The organism is Pseudomonas sp. H3_A02, from assembly GCF_054671965.1.
Genome location: NZ_CP162807.1, coordinates 4448106 through 4472895, shown reverse-complemented (window position 1 = coordinate 4472895; position 24790 = coordinate 4448106). Strand labels below are relative to the sequence as shown.

The 24790-nt window shown below is 60.3% G+C and carries 20 protein-coding genes; 8 read left to right on the top strand and 12 right to left on the bottom strand.

The genetic code is table 11. The features are described from left to right. Positions 1–283 precede the first annotated feature (283 nt). The 3 genes from AB4N80_RS19620 (at position 284) to AB4N80_RS19610 (ending at position 3052) form a co-directional block, all read left to right on the top strand. On the top strand, positions 284–1210 hold the full coding sequence (locus tag AB4N80_RS19620) for a 2-hydroxyacid dehydrogenase (protein ID WP_354339681.1): 927 nt from the start codon (positions 284–286) through the stop codon (positions 1208–1210). Positions 1211–1437: 227 nt separating this feature from the next. Then, positions 1438–2295: a GNAT family N-acetyltransferase gene (locus tag AB4N80_RS19615; RefSeq protein ID WP_460078380.1), complete on the top strand. Its 858-nt coding sequence runs from the start codon at positions 1438–1440 to the stop codon at positions 2293–2295. Positions 2296–2344: 49 nt separating this feature from the next. Next, on the top strand, positions 2345–3052 hold the full coding sequence (locus tag AB4N80_RS19610; RefSeq protein WP_305492388.1) for a cupin domain-containing protein: 708 nt from the start codon (positions 2345–2347) through the stop codon (positions 3050–3052). 837 nt (positions 3053–3889) lie between these two features. On the opposite strand, the gene AB4N80_RS19605 is transcribed toward AB4N80_RS19610, so the two are convergent. The 10 genes from AB4N80_RS19605 to AB4N80_RS19560 all read right to left on the bottom strand — a co-directional run bounded on the left by AB4N80_RS19605 (position 3890) and on the right by AB4N80_RS19560 (position 17035). Then, positions 3890–4969 (bottom strand): tartrate dehydrogenase, encoded by a 1080-nt coding sequence (locus tag AB4N80_RS19605; RefSeq protein WP_460078377.1) that lies wholly within the window; start codon positions 4967–4969, stop codon positions 3890–3892. Positions 4970–5003: 34 nt separating this feature from the next. Continuing rightward, a complete protein-coding gene (locus AB4N80_RS19600) occupies positions 5004–6461 on the bottom strand; it encodes an NAD-dependent succinate-semialdehyde dehydrogenase (RefSeq protein WP_122564789.1) in 1458 nt (485 codons plus the stop codon). A 217-nt stretch (positions 6462–6678) separates the two neighbouring features. After that, complete coding sequence (argE, locus tag AB4N80_RS19595; RefSeq protein ID WP_122564790.1) at positions 6679–7836, bottom strand: acetylornithine deacetylase; 1158 nt, start codon at positions 7834–7836, stop codon at positions 6679–6681. A gap of 70 nt (positions 7837–7906) precedes the next feature. Continuing rightward, a complete protein-coding gene (locus AB4N80_RS19590; protein ID WP_460078373.1) occupies positions 7907–9748 on the bottom strand; it encodes an ABC transporter ATP-binding protein in 1842 nt (613 codons plus the stop codon). 1 nt (position 9749) lies between these two features. Then, positions 9750–10625: an ABC transporter permease gene (locus AB4N80_RS19585; protein WP_122564792.1), complete on the bottom strand. Its 876-nt coding sequence runs from the start codon at positions 10623–10625 to the stop codon at positions 9750–9752. After that, entirely contained in the window at positions 10622–11578 is a 957-nt protein-coding gene (locus tag AB4N80_RS19580) for an ABC transporter permease (protein WP_122564852.1), read from the bottom strand. Before AB4N80_RS19580 ends, AB4N80_RS19585 begins: the two co-directional genes overlap by 4 nt. A gap of 40 nt (positions 11579–11618) precedes the next feature. After that, positions 11619–13265, bottom strand: a complete 1647-nt coding sequence (locus AB4N80_RS19575) for an ABC transporter substrate-binding protein (RefSeq protein ID WP_122564793.1) — start codon at positions 13263–13265, stop codon at positions 11619–11621. Positions 13266–13347: 82 nt separating this feature from the next. Then, the gene (locus AB4N80_RS19570; RefSeq protein ID WP_122564794.1) at positions 13348–14622 is read right to left on the bottom strand and encodes an NAD(P)/FAD-dependent oxidoreductase; all 1275 of its coding nucleotides are present in this window, start codon (positions 14620–14622) and stop codon (positions 13348–13350) included. Positions 14623–14658: 36 nt separating this feature from the next. Further along, positions 14659–15327 (bottom strand): haloacid dehalogenase type II, encoded by a 669-nt coding sequence (locus AB4N80_RS19565; RefSeq protein ID WP_122564795.1) that lies wholly within the window; start codon positions 15325–15327, stop codon positions 14659–14661. Between the two features lie 382 nt (positions 15328–15709). Further along, positions 15710–17035, bottom strand: a complete 1326-nt coding sequence (locus AB4N80_RS19560; protein ID WP_122564796.1) for an NAD(P)/FAD-dependent oxidoreductase — start codon at positions 17033–17035, stop codon at positions 15710–15712. 464 nt (positions 17036–17499) lie between these two features. On the opposite strand from AB4N80_RS19560, the gene AB4N80_RS19555 reads away from it, so the two are divergent. Continuing rightward, a complete protein-coding gene (locus AB4N80_RS19555; protein WP_122567194.1) occupies positions 17500–18675 on the top strand; it encodes an integrase core domain-containing protein in 1176 nt (391 codons plus the stop codon). Positions 18676–18711: 36 nt separating this feature from the next. Beyond that, positions 18712–18873, top strand: a complete 162-nt coding sequence (locus tag AB4N80_RS19550; RefSeq protein ID WP_460083209.1) for a nucleoid-structuring protein H-NS — start codon at positions 18712–18714, stop codon at positions 18871–18873. Positions 18874–19485: 612 nt separating this feature from the next. Here AB4N80_RS19550 and AB4N80_RS19545 read toward each other — a convergent pair. After that, a complete protein-coding gene (locus AB4N80_RS19545; protein WP_305471110.1) occupies positions 19486–20370 on the bottom strand; it encodes a LysR family transcriptional regulator in 885 nt (294 codons plus the stop codon). Positions 20371–20466: 96 nt separating this feature from the next. Between AB4N80_RS19545 and AB4N80_RS19540 the strand changes: the two genes are divergently transcribed. The 3 genes from AB4N80_RS19540 to AB4N80_RS19530 all read left to right on the top strand — a co-directional run bounded on the left by AB4N80_RS19540 (position 20467) and on the right by AB4N80_RS19530 (position 23650). Then, complete coding sequence (locus tag AB4N80_RS19540; RefSeq protein WP_460078367.1) at positions 20467–21603, top strand: DSD1 family PLP-dependent enzyme; 1137 nt, start codon at positions 20467–20469, stop codon at positions 21601–21603. Beyond that, complete coding sequence (locus tag AB4N80_RS19535) at positions 21593–21994, top strand: RidA family protein (protein WP_305481558.1); 402 nt, start codon at positions 21593–21595, stop codon at positions 21992–21994. The genes AB4N80_RS19540 and AB4N80_RS19535 overlap by 11 nt, the downstream gene beginning before the upstream one ends. Positions 21995–22171: 177 nt before the next feature. Next, positions 22172–23650 (top strand): aldehyde dehydrogenase family protein, encoded by a 1479-nt coding sequence (locus AB4N80_RS19530; protein WP_305492392.1) that lies wholly within the window; start codon positions 22172–22174, stop codon positions 23648–23650. Here AB4N80_RS19530 and AB4N80_RS19525 read toward each other — a convergent pair. Further along, complete coding sequence (locus tag AB4N80_RS19525; RefSeq protein ID WP_305471117.1) at positions 23639–24508, bottom strand: helix-turn-helix transcriptional regulator; 870 nt, start codon at positions 24506–24508, stop codon at positions 23639–23641. The two genes, AB4N80_RS19530 and AB4N80_RS19525, sit on opposite strands and share 12 nt — an antisense overlap. Positions 24509–24790 lie beyond the last annotated feature (282 nt).

Here is a 24790-nt window from a genome sequence, read left to right as displayed (position 1 = left end):
TCTCCCACAGTGAACCAGGCAACCGGGAAACGGCTGCGATGTGTTCCACAGGTTAAGCGTTCGACGCAATTGTCTAAGCCGAACTTGGCCTCTGGGAAATTCGGATCGACTGTTTTCACCCCGGTAAACAGCAGAATCCTTCAGCCGGCTCCAGCCCCATGGAATCTGCCGACAGACGCCCTATACAACGCAGTGTCATGCGATTACGGCCGCTCTTTTGATATATCCTGCTTTGCCACTCGGGCATGCTGGATGTTCCCTATTCCAGTACGAGAAGTGACCCATGGCCTTGCTTTATAAAGCCGACCCGGTACGCGGCGAACAATGGAAGCGTTTATTCGCCGAGCACGCACCGGACATCGAATGGCGTGCCTGGCCGGACATCGGCGACCCGAAGGACATTCGCTACCTCGCCGCCTGGCAGGCGCCGGACGACCTCGAAACACTGCTACCAAACCTGGAAGTGCTGTTCGCCTTGTCGGCTGGGGTCGACCAGCTTGATCTTGATCGCTTGCCCACGTCCCTGCCGGTGGTTCGTTTACTTGACCCCGGCATCACCCAGGGTATGTGCGAGTACGCCAGCTTCGCCGTACTCAGCCTGCACCGGGACATGCTCCGTTATCGCCAGCAACAGATCGCGCGGTGCTGGCAGGCCCACTTGCTGAAACCGGCAGCCCAGCGTCGGGTCGGTGTCATGGGGCTTGGCATGCAAGCCAAGCAGATTCTGGCTACCTTGCAGACCTTTGGTTTCGCCTTGTCGGGCTGGGCGCGCAGCGAACACAATATCGTTGGAGTGGATTGCTTTGCCGGTGACGAACAGCTCCCGACGTTCCTTGGCCAATGCGACATCGTGATCTGTGTCTTGCCATTGACCGAGCAGACCAAAGGGATTCTCAACCGCCAGTTGTTCCACCATCTGCCCAAGGGGGCTGCCCTGGTCAACATGGGCCGCGGTGGGCACCTGATAGAAGAGGATCTGCTCGAGGCCCTGGCCAGCGGCCAGCTCAGTGCCGCGGTGCTCGACGTCTTGCAACAGGAACCGGCACCGCCGGAGCATCCGTTCTGGCAGCATCCGCAAATCTTGCTGACGCCGCATATCGCGGCAATGACCCAACCCGAAAGTGCCTTTGGCGTGTTACTGGACAATATCCGGCGCCATCAACGCGGCGAATCGATGCTCGGCCAGATTGACCGCCAACGCCGTTATTGACCCGCGCTTTGTCCATGTATCTACGAAAAGCACCGACGAAAAAATCCGCTGATATTTGCTGCTGAGCCTGCTGTCGATTTGAGCAATAACTGCGGCGCGTGAAGCCGCAACTTATGCAATCTACCGAATCAATGTCCGCCTCTTGTCAGGCCTGGCGGCAGGTGAGATACCAACACTTTCAGCGGAGAAATCCGACCGGTCACCCTCCCTGTCCATGGAGATCTGTCATGTCCAACACGCAACGCCCCGTCTATACCTTTCGCCCCATGACGTCCGCCGATGTGGCAGCGGCCCATGCCTTGTCCGTGCAGTTGAAGTGGCCCCACCGCCTGGAAGACTGGGCCATGCTGCAGCGTGTCTCGCAGGGGTTTGTCGCAGAGGACGAAGGTCGCCTGATCGGTACGGCGTTCACCTGCCCGCAGGGTGATTACGCCACGATCGGCTTGGTGATCGTCAGCGATGAGTACCAGGGGCAGGGCATCGGCCGCAAATTGATGGAGCTGGCAATCCAAGCGTGCGGCTCGCAGACAGCGATGCTCAATGCGACGCTGGCCGGCGCGCCGCTTTATGTCAGCCAGGGATTCGTTGACTTTGGGCATATCCAACAACATCAAGGAACCGTATTGCCCCCAGCCCCCACGGACCTGCCATCCGATGAGCGCCTGCGCCGCCTGACCGAAGCAGATCGGAACGACGTGATCGAGCTCGCCTACGCCGGCAGCGGCCTGGACAGGCATACCGTGCTCAACGATCTGTTCGAGAGTGTCGAAGACGTCGTGGGGATCGAGCGCGATGGTCAACTGCGTGCGTTCGCCCTTCTGCGTCCCTTCGGTCGTGGTCGTTCCATCGGTCCAGTCGTCGCAGAAAACCCAGAGCAGGCCAAGCACTTGATCGCGGTGTTGTTGACTCAAGTGTCGGATGCTTTTGTGCGTATGGACATACCGTCCGACAGCGGCCTGGGTCCTTGGCTGGAAGAAGCCGGACTGAAGCAGGTCGACACCGTCGCACAAATGGTTCGTGGGAACCCACCCCAGGCCAGCGGCGGCGTACACCAGTTTGCGTTGGTAACCCAGGCCATCGGCTGACGCCCCTTCATCGCCGCTATACCAAACACTCTCCTGGAGAAACACCCTCATGCTAGAACTCACTGCCGTGCTGTTGGCCCATGCCAACGGCACTCCCGCGTCCACAGCGTTTACCAGCGGCTCATTAGGAGCCAACGATCCGTTCGACCGGCAGATTGCTTATGTCGGGACCGATGACATTGCTGCCGGCATCGTCCAGGCGAGCGGGCAATTCAGCGTCGATGAATACCCCTACAGCGAAACGATTGTCGTCCACGCCGGACACGTCACCTTGCAGAGCCAGGATCACGTGCTCGCACTCACCCCGGGTGACAGCGCCGTGATTGCCCGTGGCACCTCGGTTCGGATCGAGGCACAACCTGGCTCGCTCTGGGCATTCTGTGCCGATACCCAGCCTGTTGAAGTCGGCCATATCGGGCTGACCGCTCTCCCTGCGCACACTCTGCTCTCCCCTTCGACGCCACCGAGTGAGGAATTTTTGCTGAGCCCGACACCGCAATGTCGTTCGAACAACCTGTTCGTCGAGGATGCGACCAACCTGCGTATTGGTATCTGGGATTCGACACCTTATATCCGTAAGGCGCGGCCACACACGATGCATGAACTGATGCATTTGCTTGAGGGCAGCATCGTTCTTCAGCTTGCGGATGGTACGGGTCTGGCAGTGAGTACTGGCGATACGGTGTTTGTGCCTAAGGGGGCTCCTTGCGCTTGGAAGAGCAGTGTCTATGTGCGTAAGGTCTATGTTTGTAAGTGATGTCTGGTGGGGCTTTTTTGGGTGTGAATATCCGTTATTTGGGTAACGGCTGCTGACGGTTCCGCTCTTACAGCGGGTCACTTTGAAGAGCCCGGAAGCCGGCCCAGTCAAAAGTAACTAAAACGCCTCTGCCCCAGCACTTGGTGCCTCGCTTAGGCTCGGCATGCCTGAACGAAGGCATTGCTCCGTGGGCCGCCGCGAAGGGTCATCCATGGCCCAGCGCGGCTACCTCGGCATCCATGCCGAGGTGCCCACTGCGCAATGCCTGCGTTCGGCCAGCGTGGTTAACGGGGCGCCGAGATCAACGTCCTCCCCGAGGCGGCCTGGTAGCCGACCTGGTTCTCCCGGTCTTACACCCATCAGATCTGTGGGAGCAAAGCTTGCTCGCGATAGCGGTGGCTCAGTCAATGAAGAAGTTGGATGTGCTGGCCTCATCGCGAGCAAGCTCGCTCCCACAGTGGTTTTGTGTTGGACATGAATTTGTGTTCACTGGAGATTGGATATGGGAGCGAGCTTGCTCGCGATAGCGGTGTCATAGCCGATGAAGATGCAGGATGTGCTGTCCTCATCGCGAGCAAGCTCGCTCCCACAGGGGAAACGCGGTCCCACCAACAGCCAGGTCGGCTATCAGGCCGTCTCGCGTTGGACGTTGATCTCGGGCACACCGAGCCTAAGCGAGGTGCCGAGTGGTGGGGCAAAAGCGTTTTGGTTACTTTTGACTGGGCCGGCTTCCGGGCTCTTCAAAAGTGACCCGCCGTAAGGGCGGAACCCTAAGCCGCCGTTACCGCAGCAACGGATATACACACCGTTAAAAAACTCACAGAGTGCCCACTCCAATCAAAGCGCCATCGCAATAGCCTGCCCCACATCCTGAGTCGACCCCTGCCCCCCCAGATCAGGCGTAATCGGCCCCTCGGCAATCACCCGCTCGATAGCCCTGAGAATCCCATCATGAGCCGCACGATAACGCTCATCGCCATTACCCAAGAAGTCCAACATCAAAGCGCCAGACCAGATCATCGCAATCGGATTGGCAATATTGCGCCCATAGATATCCGGCGCCGAGCCATGAACCGGCTCAAACAACGAGGGAAAACGTCGCTCCGGATCGAGATTGGCCGAAGGCGCGATGCCAATGGTACCGGCGCAGGCAGGCCCCAGGTCGGACAGGATGTCGCCGAACAGATTCGACGCCACGACCACATCGAAACGATCGGGCTGAAGCACGAAACGCGCGCACAGGATGTCGATGTGTTGCTTGTCCCAGGTGACTTCGGGGTACTGCTGCGCCATGAGCGCCGTGCGTTCATCCCAGTACGGCATGCTGATGGAGATGCCGTTGGACTTGGTCGCTGCCGTCAGGCGTTTACGCGGCCGGGTCTGGGCCAGGTCGAAAGCGAACTTGAGAATGCGGTCCACGCCACGGCGCGTGAACACCGATTCCTGCAGCACGAACTCATGCTCGGTGCCTTCGAACATCTTGCCGCCGATCGAGGAATACTCGCCCTCGGTGTTTTCGCGGATCACCACGAAATCGATGTCTCCGGGCTCGCGCCCGGCCAACGGGCATGGCACGCCGGGAAACAGCCGCACCGGCCGGATGTTCACGTATTGGTCGAAGTCCCGACGAAACTTCAGTAGCGAACCCCACAGGGAAATGTGATCCGGCACCTTGTCCGGCCAGCCCACGGCACCAAAATAAATCGCATCGAAGTCCTTGAGCTGCGCGAACCAGTCGTCAGGCATCATCTGCCCGTGTTCCAGGTAGTAATCGCAGTGAGCCCAGCCGAGCACTTCGATGCTCAAATCCAATTGCCATTTCTTCGCGGCCTGCTCCAATACCCGCAGACCTTCCGGCAAGACTTCCTTACCGATACCGTCGCCGGCAATCGCGGCGATTCTGAATGGTTTGCTCATCAACCGTGCCTCCTCTCTTCAAACGCTGACCGGATCACAGCCCACCCATGTGGAAGGCTTTGACTTCAAGGAATTCGTCCAGGCCATATTTACTGCCTTCACGCCCCAGGCCCGATTGCTTGATACCGCCAAAGGGCGCGACGTCCATGGAAATGAGCCCGGTATTGAGGCCGACCATGCCGAACTCCAGCGCCTCACCGAACCGCCATGAGCGGCGCAGATCCTGGGTGAAGAAATAAGCGGCCAAGCCATAAGGCGTTGCGTTGGCCCAGGCCAGCGCCTCTTCTTCAGTGCTAAAGCGCATCAGTGGCGCGACCGGACCGAAGGTTTCTTCGTTGGCCAGCAGCATCCCGGCATGGGTATCACCCAGCACTGTCGGCTGGACAAACTGGCTGTCGCCTTTGGGGATCTCACCACAGAGTAGACGAGCGCCCTGGCTCAACGCCTCGTCGATATGTCGAGCGACTTTACTGACCGCCGCCGCATTGATCAGCGGGCCTATGTTTACGCCGTCGTCCAGACCATCGCCGACCTTGAGTTTGCCCACCTCCTCCACCAGGCGTTGGGCGAAGCGCTCGTAGATCCCGTCCTGCACCAGAATCCGGTTGGCGCAGACGCAGGTCTGCCCGGCGTTGCGGAATTTGCTGAGCATGATGCCGGTCACGGCCTGCTCCAGGTCCGCGTCGTCGAACACGATGAACGGGGCGTTACCACCCAGCTCCAGGCTCAAGCGCTTGATGTGTTCGGCGCTCTGGCGCATCAGCAGACGACCGACCGCAGTGGACCCGGTGAAGGACAGTTTGCGCACTGTCGGGTTGCCGGTCAGTTCTTCCCCAATGCCTGCAGGCATGCCGGTGACGACGTTGAACACCCCGGCCGGAATGCCGACCCGTTCGGCCAGCACAGCCAGGGCCAGGGCCGACAGCGGGGTCAGGTCCGACGGTTTGACCACGATCGTACAGCCGGCGGCCAGGGCTGGCGCGCACTTGCGGGTGATCATCGCGTTGGGGAAGTTCCACGGCGTGATCGCGGCGCAAACACCGACCGGTTGCTTGAGGGTCAGCAAGCGGCGATCACCGCTGGGGGCCTGGATGGTTTCGCCGTAGACCCGTCGGGCCTCTTCGGCAAACCATTTGACGAAGCTGGCACCGTAGCGAATTTCGCCCTGGGCTTCCGCCAGCGGCTTGCCCTGTTCACAGGTCAAGATCAACGCCAGGTCGTCGAGGTTGTCGATCATCGCCTGATACCAGCGATCCAGCAACGCCGCCCGCTCCGCCGCCGGACGTGCACGCCAGGCCGGCCAGGCACGGTCGGCGGCTTCGACGGCGCGCCGGGTTTCATTGCCTTGTATCGCCGGCACCCGGGCGAGTACCTCGCCAGTGGCCGGGTTGGTGATGTCCAAGGTGGCGGCATTGTCGGCGCCGACCCATTGACCGTCGATGTAAGCGAGTTCTACCAGCAGGCTGGGATCTTTCAGGCGATTCTTGAGCATGACGTCGAGTCCTGTTTTGAGACAGCCTTCAGTCTATTGTTTCGCCCTGGACGAGGATGCTGAAAACGCCGGCCCTACAGCCGTGAATGCTGAAAATCAGCCTTCGACGGCATGCTCTACTGTGGGTGAGGAATGATCGCCGTGAGCTTCGATCAGACGATGAAGCGCATGGGATTGCAGGCGTGGTGACGCAATGATCTATCAGGTAAACGGAACACTAGCTGTGCATCGAGCCCAGCAAGCCTTGCAAGAAGCGCTCGCCAGCGACCATCTGACTGATCTCGATGAACTCGTCAGGCTTGTGCGCCTGTTCTATCGAGCCTGGGCCGCAGACCACCACCGGCACATCCAGGCGTTGTTTGAACAACCCGCCTTCGGTGCCGAACGAGACTTTGGCTGTGCCGGTGTCCGGGGCGGCAAAATTTTTCAGGAACCGCACCGCTTCGACGCTCGGGTGGGTATCGAGGCCCGGGTAGACATTCAGAGTCTCGATCTCGATAGCGGCCACGCTGGAGAGCTTCTTGGCTTCGCGCACGATCAGTTCCGCCCGCTCGCGCATCTGCTCCAGGAACCCGTCCAGGTCGTCCGCCGGCAAGTTACGCACTTCGAAGTCCAGGGTGCACAAGTTAGGCACGATGTTCAGCGCCTTGCCGCCGACAATCTGGCCAACATGCACGGTGCTGTAGGGCACGTCGTAATCGCTATCCCGTGCGCCCTGCTCTTGCAACTGCTGCTGGCTCAGGCGCAGCGCGGCGATGAAATCGCAGGCCACGTGAATCGCATTGACCGAACGCGGTGCCAGGGAGGAATGCGCTTCCAGACCGCGACAGTAAGTACGGTAGGAACCCTTGCCCTTGTGCCCGAGCACGAACTGCATATTGGTCGGCTCGCCGATGACGCACAGAAACGGGCGAACCGGTGCCAGGTGCAGCACATCGAGCAAACGACGCACGCCCACGCAACCGATCTCTTCGTCATGGGACAGTGCCAATTGCAATGGCCGGCGCAATGGCTGCTCGGTGGCATCGAGCATGGCGTCGATCGCCAGGGCGATAAAGCCCTTCATGTCGCAACTGCCGCGGCCATAGATCCGCCCGTCCTGCACCGTCGCCTCAAACGCCGGAAAGGTCCAGGCCTGCCCCGCCGCCGGCACCACGTCGGTATGCCCCGACAGCAAGATTCCCGGCACGTCCCGTGGCCCGGTGCTGGCAAACAGATTGGCTTTCTTGCCGCTTTCGTCTTTGACGATCAGTGACTCGATGCCCTTGGTCAGCAACAGATCGCGCACGTACTCGATCAAGGCCATGTTCGACTCTGAAGAGACAGTGTCGAAAGCCATCAACCGTTTGAGAATCTCCAATACACGGGGTTTCATGAGGCCTTGCTCCGTTGCTCGACTGAAGAGGAAAAACGCTTGATGTCGACCAGCCTGACAAAACGCCTGTTCATGCATACGCCGCCACGGTCACGTTAGTGGACTGCTGGGTCTTCATCAATTCGGCACTGTCGTGGTGGCAAAGGATTTCACTGCCGCCGACAATCATCCGACGCTCCGGTGCGACACAGTTGCACAGGCCGTCGACCCGCACCGGGCAGCGACTGAGGAAGGTGCACAGCCCGGGTACGTTGGCTTTCGGGCCGATGGACGGCAGCGTCTGGCAGGTCGTTGCCCCGCAGGTTTCCAGCCAGCCCTGGCGCAGTTCCGGTACGGAATGGATCAACAGGTCGGTATACGGATGGAACGGCGCCTCGGCATAGGATTGACGGGTACCGGCCTGGATCTTGTGGCCGCTGTACATCACCACGATGTCGTCACACAAGGCGCGCACGGTGGAGATGTCGTGGCTGATGAACAGATAGGACACCCCCAGTTGCTGGCGTAGATCGCGCAGCAGTTCGAGAATCGCCGCACCGACCACGGTATCCAGCGCCGAAGTCACCTCGTCGCAGAGAATCAGGTCCGGCTTGGCTGCCAGGGCTCGGGCCAGGTTGACCCGTTGCTTCTGCCCGCCGGACAGCTCGTTCGGACGTCGGTCCGCCATTGTGCGGGGCAAGCGAACGAGGTCGAGCAATTCGCCGATACGCTCGCGCAAAGCCGCGCCCTTGAGGCCGAAATACATCTTCAGTGGACGGCTGAGGATCGTGCTGACGCTGTGCATCGGGTTGAGGGCGGTGTCGGCATTCTGGAAGACCATTTGAATGCGTCGGAACTGCTCGTTCGTGCGCGCCGACAGGCTGCCGCCCAGGGGGTGGCCATCGAACGTCAACCCGCCCAGGGCCGGCACCAACAATCCGGCCACCACCCGTGCCAGGGTCGATTTGCCAGAGCCCGATTCACCGATGACGCCGATGGCCTGGCCCCTGCGAACCGTCAGGTCAATGTCTTCCAGCACGCGAATGGCGGGCATGCCCTGGGCATCTTTATTGCCGTAGCCAGCGGTCAGTCCCTGGATGGTCAGCAATGGCGTGTCTTGGGCGATGTCGCTCGGCGGACGGATCGTCGTGTCCGGCCGCGCCGCCGCCAACAAGCTGCGGGTGTATTCGTGGGCTGGGCCCTTGAGCAACGGTGCCGTGGCGCTGTGTTCGAAGATTTCGCCGCCATTGAGCACCACGATCTGGTCAGCCATCTGCGCCACCACCGCCAGGTCGTGGGACACATAGACGGCCGTGGCCCCACGCTCACGGACCACCCGTTTGAAGGCCCGCAGCACATCGATCTGGGTGGTCACATCCAAGGCCGTGGTCGGCTCGTCGAGCACCACCAGCAACGGATCGCTGATCAGCGCCATGGCCGCCATCACCCGTTGCAGTTGCCCGCCAGACACCTGATGAGGGTAGCGTTGGCCAATGCGCTCAGGGTCAGGCAAGGCCAGGTCGCGGAACAGCTCGATGGCCTTGGCCTCAAGCACGGCCCGGCTACCCAGGTCATGAATCAGCGCGCCCTCCACTACTTGATCGATCAGTTTTTTCGCCGGGTTGAACGCCGCTGCGGCGCTTTGGGCAATATAGGACACCCGATTGCCGCGCAACTTCTGCAATTGGCTTTCGCTCGACGCCAGCATGTCATGCTCGCCGATTTGCACGACGCCGCCCGCCAGCCGACAACCGCGTCGGGCATAACCGAGCAGTGCCAGGGCAATGGTGGTCTTGCCGGAACCTGACTCGCCGATCAACGCCAACACTTCGCCCTTTTGCAGGGAGAAGCTGACGCCCTTGACGATGTCCACTTCACCGCGCTCGCCACAGGCGACCACTCGCAGGTCCTGTACTCGAATCAATTCGCTCATTTCAATGGCCTCCCGAACGTCGGCTACGTCGCGACGACAACCGGTCGATGAACAGATTCACGCCGATGGTCAGGGTGCCGATGGCCAAGGCCGGAATCACAATGGCCGGCGCGCCCTGATTGAGGCCACCGATGTTCTCGCGCACCAGTGAGCCCAGGTCGGCATCCGGTGGTTGCACGCCCAGTCCCAGGAAACTCATGCCACTGAGCAGCAGCACGATGAAACCAAAGCGCAGTCCCAGGTCCGCCAGCACCGGGTTGAGTATGTTCGGCAGGATTTCCACGCAAGCGATGTACAGCCGGCGCTCGCCACGGGTACGGGCCACTTGCACGTACTCCAGCGCTTCGATGTTCACCGCCATGCTGCGGGCGATGCGAAAGGCGCCGGGGGTATAGCTCAACACCGCCGTGCAGATCAGCAAGGTGACCGAGGAGCCGAAGGCCGAAACCATGATCAGCGCCAGCATCTTGCTGGGGATCGAAATGAACGCATCCATCAGGCGACTGATCAGCTCATCCAGCCACTTTGGCGACACCACCGACAACAGGGCAAGACTGGTTCCCAGGGTGCTGGACAGCACCGCGGCCACCAACGCCAGGCCGACGGTGAAGCGTGCGCCGACAAGGATCCGGCTAAGCATGTCGCGGCCCAGGTAATCGGTGCCGAACGGGTACGTCGCGCTGAGGCTGTCGAAGACGTTGTCAGAGACCACCTCCCCCACCGGATGCGGCGCCAGCCACGGGCCGAAGATGGCCACCAGCAACCAGAGCACACACATCGCGGCGCCAACCAGGCCAAGCCAGGACTTGGCGTGGGCGTCTTTGCCCAGCCCCAGCGCAACGGCCGCCGTCGGGGACTTCACAATGAGGTTGTTCATTGGTTTCTCAGCCTCGGGTTGGAAAGAATCGCGCACAGGTCGGCAATCAACACCAACCCCAGGTACGCCGTACAAAACAACATGGTGCAGGCTTGAACCAGGGCCATGTCGCGGTTGGTCACGGCATCGACCATCAGGCTGGCGATGCCGGGGTAGTTGAAGATCGTTTCCACAATCACCACCCCGCCCAACAGGTAGGACAGGCTCAGGGCGATGGCATTGGCGATAGGGCCAATGGCATTGGGCAAGGCATGCCGAAGCACGATCCGGATATTGCTCACACCCTTGAGCCGGGCCATTTCCACGTAAGGGCTGTCGAGCTGATCGATCACCGCCGCCCGGGTCATGCGCGACATTTGCGCAACAATCACACAGCACAACGTCATCACCGGCAACGCGTAGGTGCGCATGAATTGCCAGGGTGAGGTGATGTCACTGGCGTAGGACAGTGCCGACAACCAGCCCAGGTTCACCGCGAATATCAACACCGCCAAGGTGGCGACCAGGAATTCCGGCACCGCCACCATGGTCAAGGTGAAAAAACTCAGGAAGCTGTCGATGCGCCCGCCTCGGCCCATCGCTGAACCGATACCCAGGGTCAACGCCACAGGCACCGACACCAACGCCGTGGCAGCCGCCAGCATCAAGGTGTTGGGGACCCGGCCGGCCATCAGATCGATGACCGGCATGGCGTTGGACATCGACATGCCCATGTCACCGCTGAGCAGACTTGTCAGCCAGTGCAGGTAACGCAACACACCGGGCTGGTCCAAGCCCATTTTCATCCGCAGGGCCGCCACTTGTTCCGGCGTGGCGAACTGCCCCAGCGCCTGTTGCGCCGCGTCCCCCGGCAGCACCGCCGTGATGGCGAACACCACCATGGAGACAATCAACAAGGTCACGGCCGCCGCCCCGAGGCGGCGGCCGATCAACCAGAGTGTGTTGCTATTCATCATCCGACCCTCATGCAATATGGCCCAGACCCGACGCTCATCAGGCGTCCAGCCAGACTTGCTCGGCAAACATGTAGCCCATGAAACCGCCCAGAGGGTTGGCGCCATAGCCTTTGACGCGCTGATCGGCGCCGTCGATGTTGCTGATAAACACCGGTACGCCGATACCGCTGTGCTCATGCACCAGCACTTGCATGTCGGCGTACATCTTGCCGCGCTTGGCCTCATCGGTTTCACCCCGGGCCTGTATCAACAACTGGTCGAACTGTTCGTTTTTCCAACCGGATTCATTCCATGGTGCGGTCGACTGGAAGAACTGCGAGAACAGCATGTCGGCATTCGGGCGCGGGTTGATGTTGCCAAAACTCAGCGGGTGCTTGGCCCAGTGGTTGGACCAGTAGCCATCGCTCGGCAGGCGGTTGACGTTGAGTTTGAGCCCCGCCTCCTTGGCAGATTGCTGCAGCAACACCGCGACGTCCACCGAGCCGGTCGCCGCTGGCGAGCACATCAACGGCATGGTGATGTTTTCCATGCCAGCCTTCTTGAGCAGGAACTTGGCTTGTTCCGGATCGTAAGCCCGTTGTGGCAATTCGGCGTTGTAGAAGCGGGCACCGGGGGCGATCGGATGATCGTTGCCGACCCTGGCGTAGCCCCGGAAAATCGCCGACTTGATCTGCTCCCGGTCCAGCAGCAACTTCATGGCCTGGGTGAATTCCGGGCTTTTACCTGGCATCTGGTCCTGACGGATGATCAGGTCGGTGTAGTTGCCCGACGGTGAGTCAATGACCTGGTGCTTGGCGCTGGCCTTGATGCGGGTCGTCGAGCGTGGGTTGACCTCGTTGACGATGTGCACGTCCCCCGACAGCAACGCGTTGATCCGTGACGACTCGTCGGCAATGCCGATGAATTCGATCTCGTCCAGGTACGGCAAGCCGGGTTTCCAGTAGTTGGTATTGCGCACACCAATGGAACGCACCCCGGGCTTGAACTCCTTGACCTTGAACGGACCGGTACCGATGCCCTGGCTGAAATCGCTGGTGCCCTCGGGCACGATCAACATGTGCGAAACGGCCAGGATCGATGGCAGTTCGGCGTTGGGGCCGCTCAACTGTATCTGCACTTCGTGGGTGCCGACGGCTTTGACGTCGGCGAACTGCGACGCCAGCGGCAGGACCTTGGAACCGGTGATCGGGTCCTTGTGCCGCAGCAGCGAAAACACCACGTCGGCGGCGGTCAGTGCCTTGCCATTGTGGAAGGTCACTTCCTTGCGCAGGCTGATCACCCAAAGCGTGGCGTCAGTGGTTTCGATGCGCTCGGCCAGCTCCAGTTGCGGCACCATATGGCTGTCGAAACGCGTCAGCCCGTTATAGAACATGTAATGGCGCACATAGTCGGTGGACGATGAACCCTTGGCCGGGTCCAGGGTGTCAGCGGTGGAGCTGGTCGAGCCTGCGACGCGAATGCGACCGCCAGGCTTGCCTTTGCCAGGGGTGGCGGCCTCTTCATCGGCGAACAGCTTGCCGGCGGCGCCGAACAGGCTACCCGCGCCCGCCACGGCCACACCGGCCAATCCCAGCATTTGCAATGCATTGCGGCGTGACATGCCGCGATTGAGCCCTTCAAAGATGCGCAGACTTTCCGTACCTGTTATCAGCTGGGTGTCGATACTGTTTTTTTTGTCAGTCATGTCAGTTCTACCTTTCGCAAGTGATAAGGCTCGATTGCTCGCAATTAACGCAATGTGTTGAACGTGAAGCGTCCCCCGCAACTCAATGCAAATAGTCTTGAAGGCGGTAATACGCACCCACCAGAGGCAGGAACCAGGGCTTGCCAAAATGTCCGGGGATGGCTGGCCAATCGAGTTCGCGCCAAGGGTTGGCCTCGACCTTGCCGGCCATGACGTCGGCCATGACTTGCCCCATGTGCACCGACATCTGCACGCCGTGGCCGCTGTAGCCCATGGAGTGATAAACCCCTCCGTGCTGGCCGGCCCGGGGCAACCGGTCGGAGGTCATGTCCACCAATCCACCCCAGCAATAATCGACCTTCACCTGGGCCAGTTGCGGGAACATCCGCACCATCGCCGCGTGCAAGACTTTGCCGCTCTTGGCGTCGGACACGCTGTCAGACATGGCAAACCGCGCACGCCCGCCAAACAGCAGGCGGTTGTCCGGGGTCAGGCGGAAATAGTTACCGATCATGCGGCTGGTGACATAGGAGCGGTGTGCCGGCAGCAGACTGTCGATCAGCGCCTGCGGCAACACCTCGGTGGCGATCACAAAACTGCCCACCGGCACGATCCGCCGCCGATACCAGCCCAAGCCGCCCTGCTGAGAGGTGCCGGTGGCCAGCAGGATCTGCGTGGCCTGTAGCGAACCCTTGGTGGTATTGACCCGATAGCCGTCGGCACTGGCTTTCCAGTCCGTTACGGACACGCCCTGGAAAATCAGCGCGCCGTGACGGGCGGCGGCCTCGGCCAACCCGACCCCGAAGCGCCCGACGTGCATCTGCACGCCGTTGCGTTGCAACAAGCCACCGTGGAACTGGTCCGAGTTGACTTCAGCGCGGGTCTCCTGGGCAGACAGCAACTCGACCTCGGCATCGACCTCCCGCCGAATCAATTCGCAGGTGCGCGCCAAACCTTCGTAATGCATGGGCTTGGCCGCCAGCTTGAGCTTGCCGTTGCGCGTGAAGTTGCAGGCGATCTGCTCTTGCTCCACCAGCGAGACGACGCTCTGCACAGCGCTTTCATAGGCCTGGTAATAGGCGCGCGCTTTATCGGAGCCGAGGCTGGCACTCAGTGCCGCGTAGTCCTGGGCGACGCCGGTATTGCACTGGCCGCCATTGCGTCCTGACGCCTCGCCAATGACCCGCCCGCCTTCCAGCACCGCCACACTGGCCCCCTTCAAGGCCAGGGCCCGGGCCGCAGCCAGGCCAGTGAAACCACCACCGACGATGGCCACATCGACCTGCCCGGGCAACGCACCGAGCTGGGCACCGGCAAATGCCGGTGCGGTATCGAGCCAATAAGACTCACTGCCCATGTCTAACCCCTTATGCCTTGAAGAGTGCCCAGAGACTCAGAGACCGACCAAACCGGCCAATCCGCCGATGTCCGGGATCTGGTGGTAGCTGTAACCAACGTTTCCAGGCAGCTCATGACCACGGGCCACGAACGCTTTGTGCTTGATCTTCATGTCGTGGGCAGACATCAGGTCATAGCGGAAGCTCGAGGACACGTGCAGGACATCCTCCGGCCCGCAGCCGAGGTTATCGAGCATGAACTCGAAGGCAGCCAGGCGCGGCTTGTAGGCTTGGGCTTGTTGGGCCGTGAAGACTTTATGGAAAGGTGCGCCGAGCTTGTCGACGTTGGACATGATCTGCTCGTCCATCGCGTTGGAAAAAATCACCAGGGGAATCTTGTCGGCAATTTTCGACAAGCCGGCCGGTACGTCGGCATGCGGGCCCCAGGTCGGTACGGCATCGTAGTAGAGCTGGCCTTCGCCTTTGTACTCGACACCCCAACGCTTGCAGACCCGGGCCAGGGCGGTCTTGAGAATTTCATCATAGGGCCGCCAGTCACCCATCACCTGGTCCAGGCGATAGGCCGAGAAATCCTTGACGAACTGGTCCATTTGCTCGGCTGGAACCCGATCGGCGAACAGTTCGCGCGTCATGGTCCCCATCTGAAAGTTGGTCAATGTGCCGTAGCAGTCAAAGGTAATGAACTTGGGGCGAAGGAAGCTCATGAGTGCAGTCCTGAATGATGGTTGAGGTCATGAGGGGCAAGCGGTTGCGCCGTTCTGGAAGGTTGGGGGCAACGCTGCATCACGGTTTTATTACAGCATCATGAGACCGTGCATAAACTGTTAAAAGTATAGGCCGCTTGGCACAAACCACCGTTTTTCGGGGCCTGCTCAGCAGACTGTGCGGGATGCGCCAAGCATGGGCATTTGCGCCGTTTTCAAGGCATTTGCGGACGCTTATGGTGCGCAAAAAACCACTGGAGACCTCGCGTGCGGCAGAATCTACGCCTGCGTTATACCGGCAGTACGGGCCTGCAAAACGAAAACGGGCGCATCCCTGAGGATGCGCCCGTTTATTGTTTGGCGGGTGAGTTCCCCCCTGCCCTCAAAACTCCGCGACCTTGCCCCAGGCCGAAGATTGGAAACGGTCCGGGTGATAGGGACGCGGATCAACCAGCGGGGTCATGTCACAGACAATATCGGCGATCAAATGGCCCGCACCCGGGCCGATGCCGAAGCCATGCCCACTGAACCCCGCCGCCAGCACCAGGCCCGGCAGGCTCGCTATCTCGCCGATGCCCGGGACGCCGTCAGGCGTACTGTCCACATAACCTGCCCAGGCGGCGGTGACCGACGACGTCTTCAGCATCGGGATCAGGTCTACCGCGCGCTTGTACGTCAACTCAACCGTCGAGGCGTCGGCCTTCGGATCCAGAATTCGCATGCGCTCCATCGGCGTTGGCTGGTCCAACCGCCAGCGACCCAAGCCCTCGTGGCCCGACTGGAACCCTTCCAGGCCGCCGGGGGCCAGCTTGCGCCACCGGCGCTGGAACATCGGCAGGAACTGCGGGGCGAAACGCAGCAGTTGCAAGGTCGGGTCAACACGTCCTCTACCACTGATAGCTACCGTGATCCCACCATCGGAACGACGGGTCATGGAGACTTCATCCGTGTGGAGCGCGTCCGGTATCTCTTGGGCGTTCTTGGAAACCGACAGTATCGTTTGACGAATGGATGCCTGGGGAAACCGGATGCCGTACTGACGGCAGAAAGAGGACGCCCAGGCGCCACCGGCGAGCACCGCGAGCTTGGTGCGAATGGTGCCCTTCTCGGTGACGACGGCAGACAACCGGCCGCCCTCGGTCTCGAGGCCACGTGCGGCGCAGCCCTGGTGCACCGTGCCCCCCAGCTTGATGATGGCCCGTGCAACCGCCGGGGCGGCACGGGATGGGTCTGCGGTACCGTCGGTAGGTGAAAAGACCCCGCCTTTCCACGACTTGCCGGTCACCCGGCCATGTTCGGCGGCCTGTTCCGCCGTCAGCATGTGGGTTTTCACATTGACGGTACGAGCAAACTCTCCCCATTTTGCCCAACTGGCCAGTTCTTTCTCGTTGTTGCTCAGATAGAGCAAGCCACACCTTCTGAACCCTGTGTCCTCACCGGTCTCTGCCGCAAACTGCTCCCACAGATCCAGGCTCTTGGTCGACAGCGGCAGCTCGCGAGCGTCTCGATTCTGCTGACGGCACCAGCCCCAGTTTCGACTCGATTGCTCTGCACCCACGCGGCCCTTTTCCACCAGCGCGACCTTCATGCCGCGCTTGGCCAGGTAATAGGCCGTGAAGGTTCCGATAATGCCGCCCCCGATCACGACAATGTCAGCGTGCGTCGGAAGTTCAGAATTCGTCTCTACGGAAATTAACGGTGCTGGCATTTTAGGGATGTCCATGAAGGCCGGGGGATTTGAAGGTACGTCTTCTTCAGGTGGTCGTGGGTGCATTGGCCATGCACTGAGGGTTGCGACCTGGGCAAGCCGCTGCTTCGTTCTGGAAGCTTTGGTGCCACGCTGAATCATGGGGTTATTACAACACCATGAAACCGTGCATAAACGGTTAAAAGTATAGGTTGGCTGGTACAAAGCACCGTTTTGCGGGATGTGTTCAGCAGACTTTGCGGGAGGGTTCGGTATTTGTTCTGTGAGATGTAGTTTTGGGTGTACATCCGTTGCTGCGGTAACGGCGGCTTAGGGTTCCGCCCTTACGGCGGGTCACTTTTGAAGAGCGCAAAAGTAACCAAAACGCTCTTGCCGGTATGACTCACCCACATGGGTTACAAATCAGTTCACGCACATAGGTAACAGTTTTTAACTGGCATGGTCGATTTCGCGAGGATTTGACCATGCCTTGGAGAGAGCTGAAACCTATGGACCTCAAAGTGATGTTCATCGCTGAATATCTGTCTGAAAAGCACAGCTTTAGCCGGCTGTGCCAGGACTATCAGATCAGCCGAAAGACCGGCTACAAGTGGGTTGAGCGCTATGAACTGGAGGGCCCCAGTGGGCTCGACGAGCGCAGTCGCCGACGGCACAACCAAACCTATGTGGTGCCGCTGGTTGTGAGACAAGCAATCATTGAGCTTCGCTCTACTGGCGAGACGGTTCCGGGGCCTAAAAAGATCCAGAGCGACCTGATAAAGCGTTTTCCGGGGCAGGATCCGCCGTCGAAAACGACCATCTACAACATCCTTAAGGCAGCGGACTTGATCGCGCCTCGGCCGTTGCGCCGGCGTGTCGCTGTCTACCCCAAACCTTTGCGTAAGGCCGAAACGCCTAACCAGCTCTTCAGTGCAGATTACAAAGGCCAATTTCTCACCGGCGCGGGTGTCTGGTGCTATCCGCTGACGATCATGGACCATGCCAGTCGCTTCTTACTTGCCTGCGAGAGCATGGCTAACACCAATCTCAAGGAGACCCAGCAAACCTTCGAGCGCGTTTTTCGGGAATATGGGATGCCTGAGCGCATCCGCACCGATAACGGCGTGCCGTTTGCCAGTACGGGTCGTGCGGGGCTGTCGCAGTTGTCGATCTGGTGGCTACGCCTTGGGATTATCCCCGAGCGAATTGAGCCCGGTCGGCCAGATCAAAATGGGCGTCATGAGCGTATGCACCGGACGTTGAAAAGTACGCTTCCCAAACCACCAGCCGTTGCCTGGGAGGCCCAGCAAAAACACTTTGATCGATTTATGCAGCACTACAATCACGAGCGGGGACACGAGGCGCTCGGCCAGCAAACCCCGGCCTCCTGCTATACACCCTCAACCCGAGCTTACCCGGAAAAATTACCGGAAATGGGGTATGCGAGCCATGTTGAGTGTTACCTGGCTGATAGTTGCGGAATCATTAGTCGAGATGGTCTGCGGATATACGTGGGGAACCTGCTCAGGCATCAAACTATTGGAATGGAGATGATCAAAGACGGAGTATGGAATGTGATCTTCGGCCCGGTGATCCTAGGTCACGTCAATGCCAGGGACGCAAAGAACGGCTACGTTTCAATCAAAGTGTCACCTATGTGAATGCACTTTTTTGTAACCCATGTGGTTGTCCCGTACATGCCCCACCACTTGGCACCTCGCTTAGGCTCGGTGTGCCCTCACTCCGGCATTGCTCCGTGGGCCCGCCGCGAAGGGCCATCCATGGCCCAGCGCGGCTATCCCGGCATCCATGCCGGGATGCCCACTGCGCAATGCCTGCGTTCGGCCAGCGTGGTTTAACGGGGCGACCAGATCAAGATCAAGATCAAGATCAAGATCAAGAGCCAAAGCAAGATCAAGAGCAGGACGCAGGCCGGCATCTAGGTGGCTGAACCACCGCTATCGCGAGCAAGCTCGCTCCCACAGTGGGCCTGTGGTGAACACAAGACTTATGAACACCCAAGATCCCCTGTGGGAGCGAGCTTGCTCGCGATGCCGTCGGCACATCCAACATCACCGCAAACTGACCCACCGCCATCGCGAGCAAGCTCGCTCCCACACTCATCCCACAGGAGAAACGCGGTCTCACCCAGAACCAGGTCGGCTATCAGGCCGCCTCGCGGTGGACGTTGATCTCGGGCGCCCCGTTAACCACGCTGGCTGAACGAAGGTGTTGTGGAGTGGGCAACCCGGCATGGATGCCGGGTTAGCCGCGCTGGGCCATGGATGGCCCTTCGCGGCGGCCCACGGAGCAATGCCTTCGTTCAGGCATGCCGAGCCTTAGCGAGGCACCGAGTGGTGGGGCAGAAGCGCTTTGGTTACTTTCGCGCTCTTCAAAAGTGACCCGCTGTAAGAGCGGAACCATAAGCCGCCGTTACCTAAATAACGGATATACACACCAAAATCTGCCAATCATGCTTTCAACGCCTCCTCCAGAAACACCACCAAAGCCTGCACCCGCGGGCTACGCAGTTTTCGTGAAGGCACCACCAGGCTGATCGGCGCACTGTCAAATTGCCAATCCGCCAACACCCGAACCAAACGCTTGTCGGCAATGGCGTCACTGACATCCCATTGCGAACGCAACACCAGCCCCAGGCCTTGCTCCGCCCAGCGTCGGGCCACGCTGCCATCGTTGCTCAGCATCGCGGGCTCGATGCGCAAGGTTTTACGCCCCTGCCCCTTACGCAGATGCCACAGCGTGACATCTTCATCATTTTCACGAATGCAAATGCAGCGGTGCTCGGCGAGTTGCTCGGGCGATGACGGCGTGCCGTGCTGCTCCAGATAGGCAGGGCTTGCGCATAACCATCGGTCATTTGACGTAAGGAGTCTGGCCACCCACAGGCTGTCATTGAGGTGACCAATATGAATCACCGCATCGCTGTCATGGCGATCAGGCCAAGGCGTTTCGCGCAAATCCAAGTGCAGGCATAGCTGAGGGTGCAACCTGGCGAACCGCGCCAGCAGCGGTGCAACGCGTTGGCGTCCATAGCCGAACGGCGCCGCCAACCTGAGCGTGCCGACCAGTTGCTCGTCTTGTTGCTTGAAGGACTCCGGGAGCGCCTCCAACTGCTCCAGCAAACGCGCGCTTTCCCGGGAGAAGCGCTCGCCATCGGCGGTAAGACTCAGGCGCCGGGCATCGCGATTGGCCAATGTCAGGCCGAGCAGCGTCTCCAGCTTGCGCAGACGCATGGACAGCGCAGGGGGTGAGACATTCAGGATTCTGGCGGCAGCGCTCAACGACTCGGCACGTGCCAGCGTCACGGCCAGACGCAGGTCTTCGATGGATATCATTCAATTGTACTTAATGATTGATGACATCTAATTGAACCACAGCTTCACGAACGTTTTGTAGAGTGCTCCCTCTACCCAGCCATTCGAGCCCCCCTCATGTCAGCCTCTCTTGCCACCCTCGATACCCCCGCCGCGATCGTCGATGTGCCGCGCATGCAGCACAATATCCAGCGCATGCAACAACGCATGGATGCCTTGGGTGTGCGTTTGCGCCCGCATATCAAAACCAGCAAATGCCTGCCCGTGATCAGGGCGCAGCTCACCGCCGGTGCCAGTGGCGTAACGGTTTCTACCTTGAAGGAAGCCCAATATTGTTTCGCTGAAGGCATCCGTGACGTTTTCTACGCCGTCGCCATAGCGCCAGGCAAATTGGCCCAAGCCCTGCTGCTGCGGCGCCAAGGCTGCCAGTTAAGCCTCCTTACCGACAGCATCGCAGCGGCCCAGGCCATCGTCGCCTTCGGCCAGCAACACCACGAACGTTTCGACGTCTGGATCGAGATCGACTGCGACGGCCATCGATCTGGCCTGCACGTGGAAGACGATTCACTCGTTGAAGTCGCCCGGATACTCAGCGAAGGTGGCATGCAGCTTCGCGGAGTGATGACCCATGCCGGGTCAAGCTACGAGCTTGACACCCCAGAAGCGCTGCAAGCCTTGGCCGAACAGGAACGCGGTCTCTGCGTCAAAGCGGCCCAACGAATCCGTGAAGCGGGGTTCCCGTGCCCGGAGGTCAGCATCGGCTCGACGCCTACGGCATTGTCGGCATTGAGCCTGGAAGGCGTCACTGAAGTACGCGCCGGGGTCTATGTGTTTTTCGACCTAGTGATGCACAACATCGGTATCTGCCAGCCGGACGAGTTGGCGCTGAGCGTACTGACCACCGTCATCGGTCATCAGAAAGACAAAGGCTGGATCATCACCGATGCCGGTTGGATGGCCATGAGCTGTGACCGGGGCACGCAACGCCAGAAGCGAGACTTTGGTTACGGCCAGGTTTGCACCGAAGCCGGCGATTGGATCGAGGGGGCGCTGCTCACCGGAGCCAATCAAGAGCACGGGATCATCGCGCTTGAAACGGCAGAGAATGTTGATATCACCGTGAGCTTCCCCATTGGTAGTCGCCTGCGCATCCTGCCCAACCATGCCTGTGCCACAGGCACGCAATTCCCGGACTATCACGCGGTCGACGCCGAGGGTGGTGTACATACCTGGGGTCGTTTGCATGGCTGGTAATCAAACAGGCTCGATCAACCTGATCTGCACGGCCAATGCCGCAGCGCCGGGTGGACATTACGCCCAGGCAGTCGTGCACCAAGGCGTCCTGTATGTGTCCGGACAACTGCCGATACGCGCCGATGGCGTCCACAGCGCCGACCAACCGTTTGAGGTCCAAGCCTCCATCGCGCTCGACAACCTGGTGGCGATCCTCAGCGCAGCGGGCCGAAGCACGAGCGACCTGCTGAAGGTCACTGTCTATGTCGCAGGCATCGAACACTGGCCCGCCTTCGATCGAATCTACGCCGGTTACCTGGGAGAACACCGGCCAGCGCGGGCGGTGGTGCCGGTTCCGGCCTTGCATCATGGCTACCTGATCGAAATCGAAGCAGTGGCACGCAGCGGGTAAAAGGGTCTGCTGCGCAGCCCAGCGGGAGCAAGCTCCCTCGCCACAAGGTAATGCCAAGTTAGCCCTGCAGATACGGCAGATTCTCCTTTGCGCACGTGAAGAACGGCATATTTTCTCTGGGCTGCTTTGTTAGCTTATTGAGCAGACTCGACATACCGCTCGAAAGGAACACCTTGGATGACTAGCCAATCTTCGAACAGCTACTGCGTTGATCCGCAAACCGCCCACCTGTTTTATATCAATGGCGGCTGGTCGGCGCCGGCAAGCCCGGCCAGTTTGCCGGTGGTCAATCCGGCTACCGAAGAGATCGTCGCCCAGGTCGCTAGCGGGTCTGCCGAGGATGTCGATCGGGCGGTCGCGGCGGCGCGTGCCGCGTTTGCCGATTGGTCTGCCACTCCCACAGTGGCGCGAGCACGGGTGCTGGACAAGATCCATGCGCTTATCCTTGAGCGAAAAGAAGCGTTTGCCCAGGCGATCTCCCTGGAAATGGGCGCAGCCATCGGTTCTGCACGGGCGATGCAAGTGCCCCTGGCGGCCGAACACGTTCGAGTCGCCCGCGACCTCCTCTCCACTTATCGCTTCCAGACAGTCGAGAACGGGACCGCAATCCAGCGCGAACCGATCGGCGTCTGCGGCCTCATCACCCCGTGGAACTGGCCGCTTTATCAAATCACCGCAAAAGTCGCCGCAGCGCTGGCAGCCGGCTGCACGGTGGTCCTCAAACCCAGTGAACTGTCACCGCTGAGCGCCCTCCTGTTTGCCCAAGTGGTCCATGATGCGGGCCTTCCGCCGGGCGTCTTCAACCTGGTGAACGGCAGCGGCCATGTGGTCGGCGCGGCAATGGCCGCACACCCGGATGTCGACATGATTTCGATTACCGGCTCAAACCGCGCAGGTGCACTGGTGGCACAGGCGGCCGCCCCGACGGCAAAGCGGGTCGGGCAGGAATTGGGCGGCAAATCCCCGAACATTCTGCTGCCTGATGCGGACTTTGCCAAAGCCGTCCCATTGGGCGTGATGGCGGCGTTGCGCAACGTTGGACAATCGTGCAGCGCCCCCACCCGGATGATCGTGCCCAAGGACCGCCTGGCGGAAGTCGAAGCGCTGGCGGCTGCCACTGCCAACGCGATCATCGTGGGCGATCCGCAATCACCGGACACGGTACTCGGCCCCATCGCCAATGAGGCCCAGTTCAATCGTGTGCAAGCCATGATCGAGGCTGGCCTGCATGAGGGTGCCAAACTGCTGTGCGGCGGACTGGGACGCGTGTCGGGGTTTGAAAAGGGCTTCTACACCCGCCCGACGGTTTTCTCCGAGGTGGATAACGCCATGCGGATCGCCCAGGAAGAAATCTTCGGGCCGGTGCTGTGCATCATTGCCTATGAAACCATCGATGAGGCAGTCGCTATCGCGAACGATACGATCTATGGGCTCGGCGCCCATGTTCAATCGCAGGATCTTGATCTGGCACGCGCCGTGGCTTCTCGTATCCGCGCGGGGCAAGTGCTCCTCAATTACCCGGCCTGGAATCCCATGGCGCCATTCGGTGGCTACAAACGCTCGGGCAATGGCCGTGAGTACGGCGTCTTCGGCCTTGAGGAGTATCTGGAAACCAAGGCGATCGTAGGGTTTGGCGCAGCTGACCTAGATCGATAGCTTGTTTCTTCCGCCATGCTTGAGGAGCGAAGGGTTGATCCCGAACTGCTTGCGAAAGGCGGTGGCGAAGTGGCTGGCGTTGGCATAACCGAGGTCCGAGGCGATTCGCATCACCGACTCTTCGCCGTTCAACAATCGACTGCGGGCCTGGATCATCCGCGCTTGCTGGAAGACGCCGTAGACGCTGTTGAAGAACAGTTGGCGAAAACCGCGGGTGAGCTTGGGCTGGCTCATGCCGGACTCGCGAGCGAGTTCCGACAGGCTTGGCGCCTTGCCCAGATCGGCAAGCAAGCGTTCACGCGCACGCAACAGGCGTTGGCGGTCGATGTGGCTGACACGGCAAGTGCACTCCACATTGCGGCGCGCCTCCAGGAACAGGCTGACCAGGGTCACGCTTTGGCCATACAGCCAAAGACCGCTTCGCGGTTGGCCCATCGGCAAGTCGGGTCCCGGGTCCATGGCCTTGCACAACAGATGGGCCGTCGCGCTCATCTCGCCACTGCGATGGCCATCAAGGAAACAATGATCGCACGCCAGTGCCTTGTTCAGCAGCGGGTCGAGTTTCAACTCCCACTGTGACAGCACCTCGGGCCGGATCATGACCGTGATGTTGTCGATCTCGCCATGCTGGTGATAGAGGCCATCGCGACGACGGCCATAACTGATGCAGCCCGCGCCTTCGTCAATCACGTAGCGGCGCTGCCGACGGCCGTCACGGAAGCTGCAGGCAGCCTTGCCCTTGAGCAGGTTGGTGAAGCTGAAGTGAATGCAATCGCTGTCATCCTGCAGGGGCAATTCGATCGGCTGCTCGAACTTGCTTTGCCAGCGCACGATGTCGAGTCCGTCCTGCAGGGCCATGCGAGTGACCCGACAGTGCGCCCCGGGTCCCAAGTCGCTTCCATATTCTCCCGTAATGATTCGCGAAACCGGCATCGGCTCTCCTGCGCCTCCTTGAACGACTGACATCGTGAATCTCCTGGTTGACCGGATACGGCTCGAATCAGATCACATCGGGGTAGAGTTGTGCAATTGATAATTATTAGCATCTGGCGCGCCGCACACGCTGCGCCCATTCGTTACTGCTAACGGTCACGCGCACTGCTCAAAACCTCAGTCAAGGTCCCATTATGTCTGCACGAT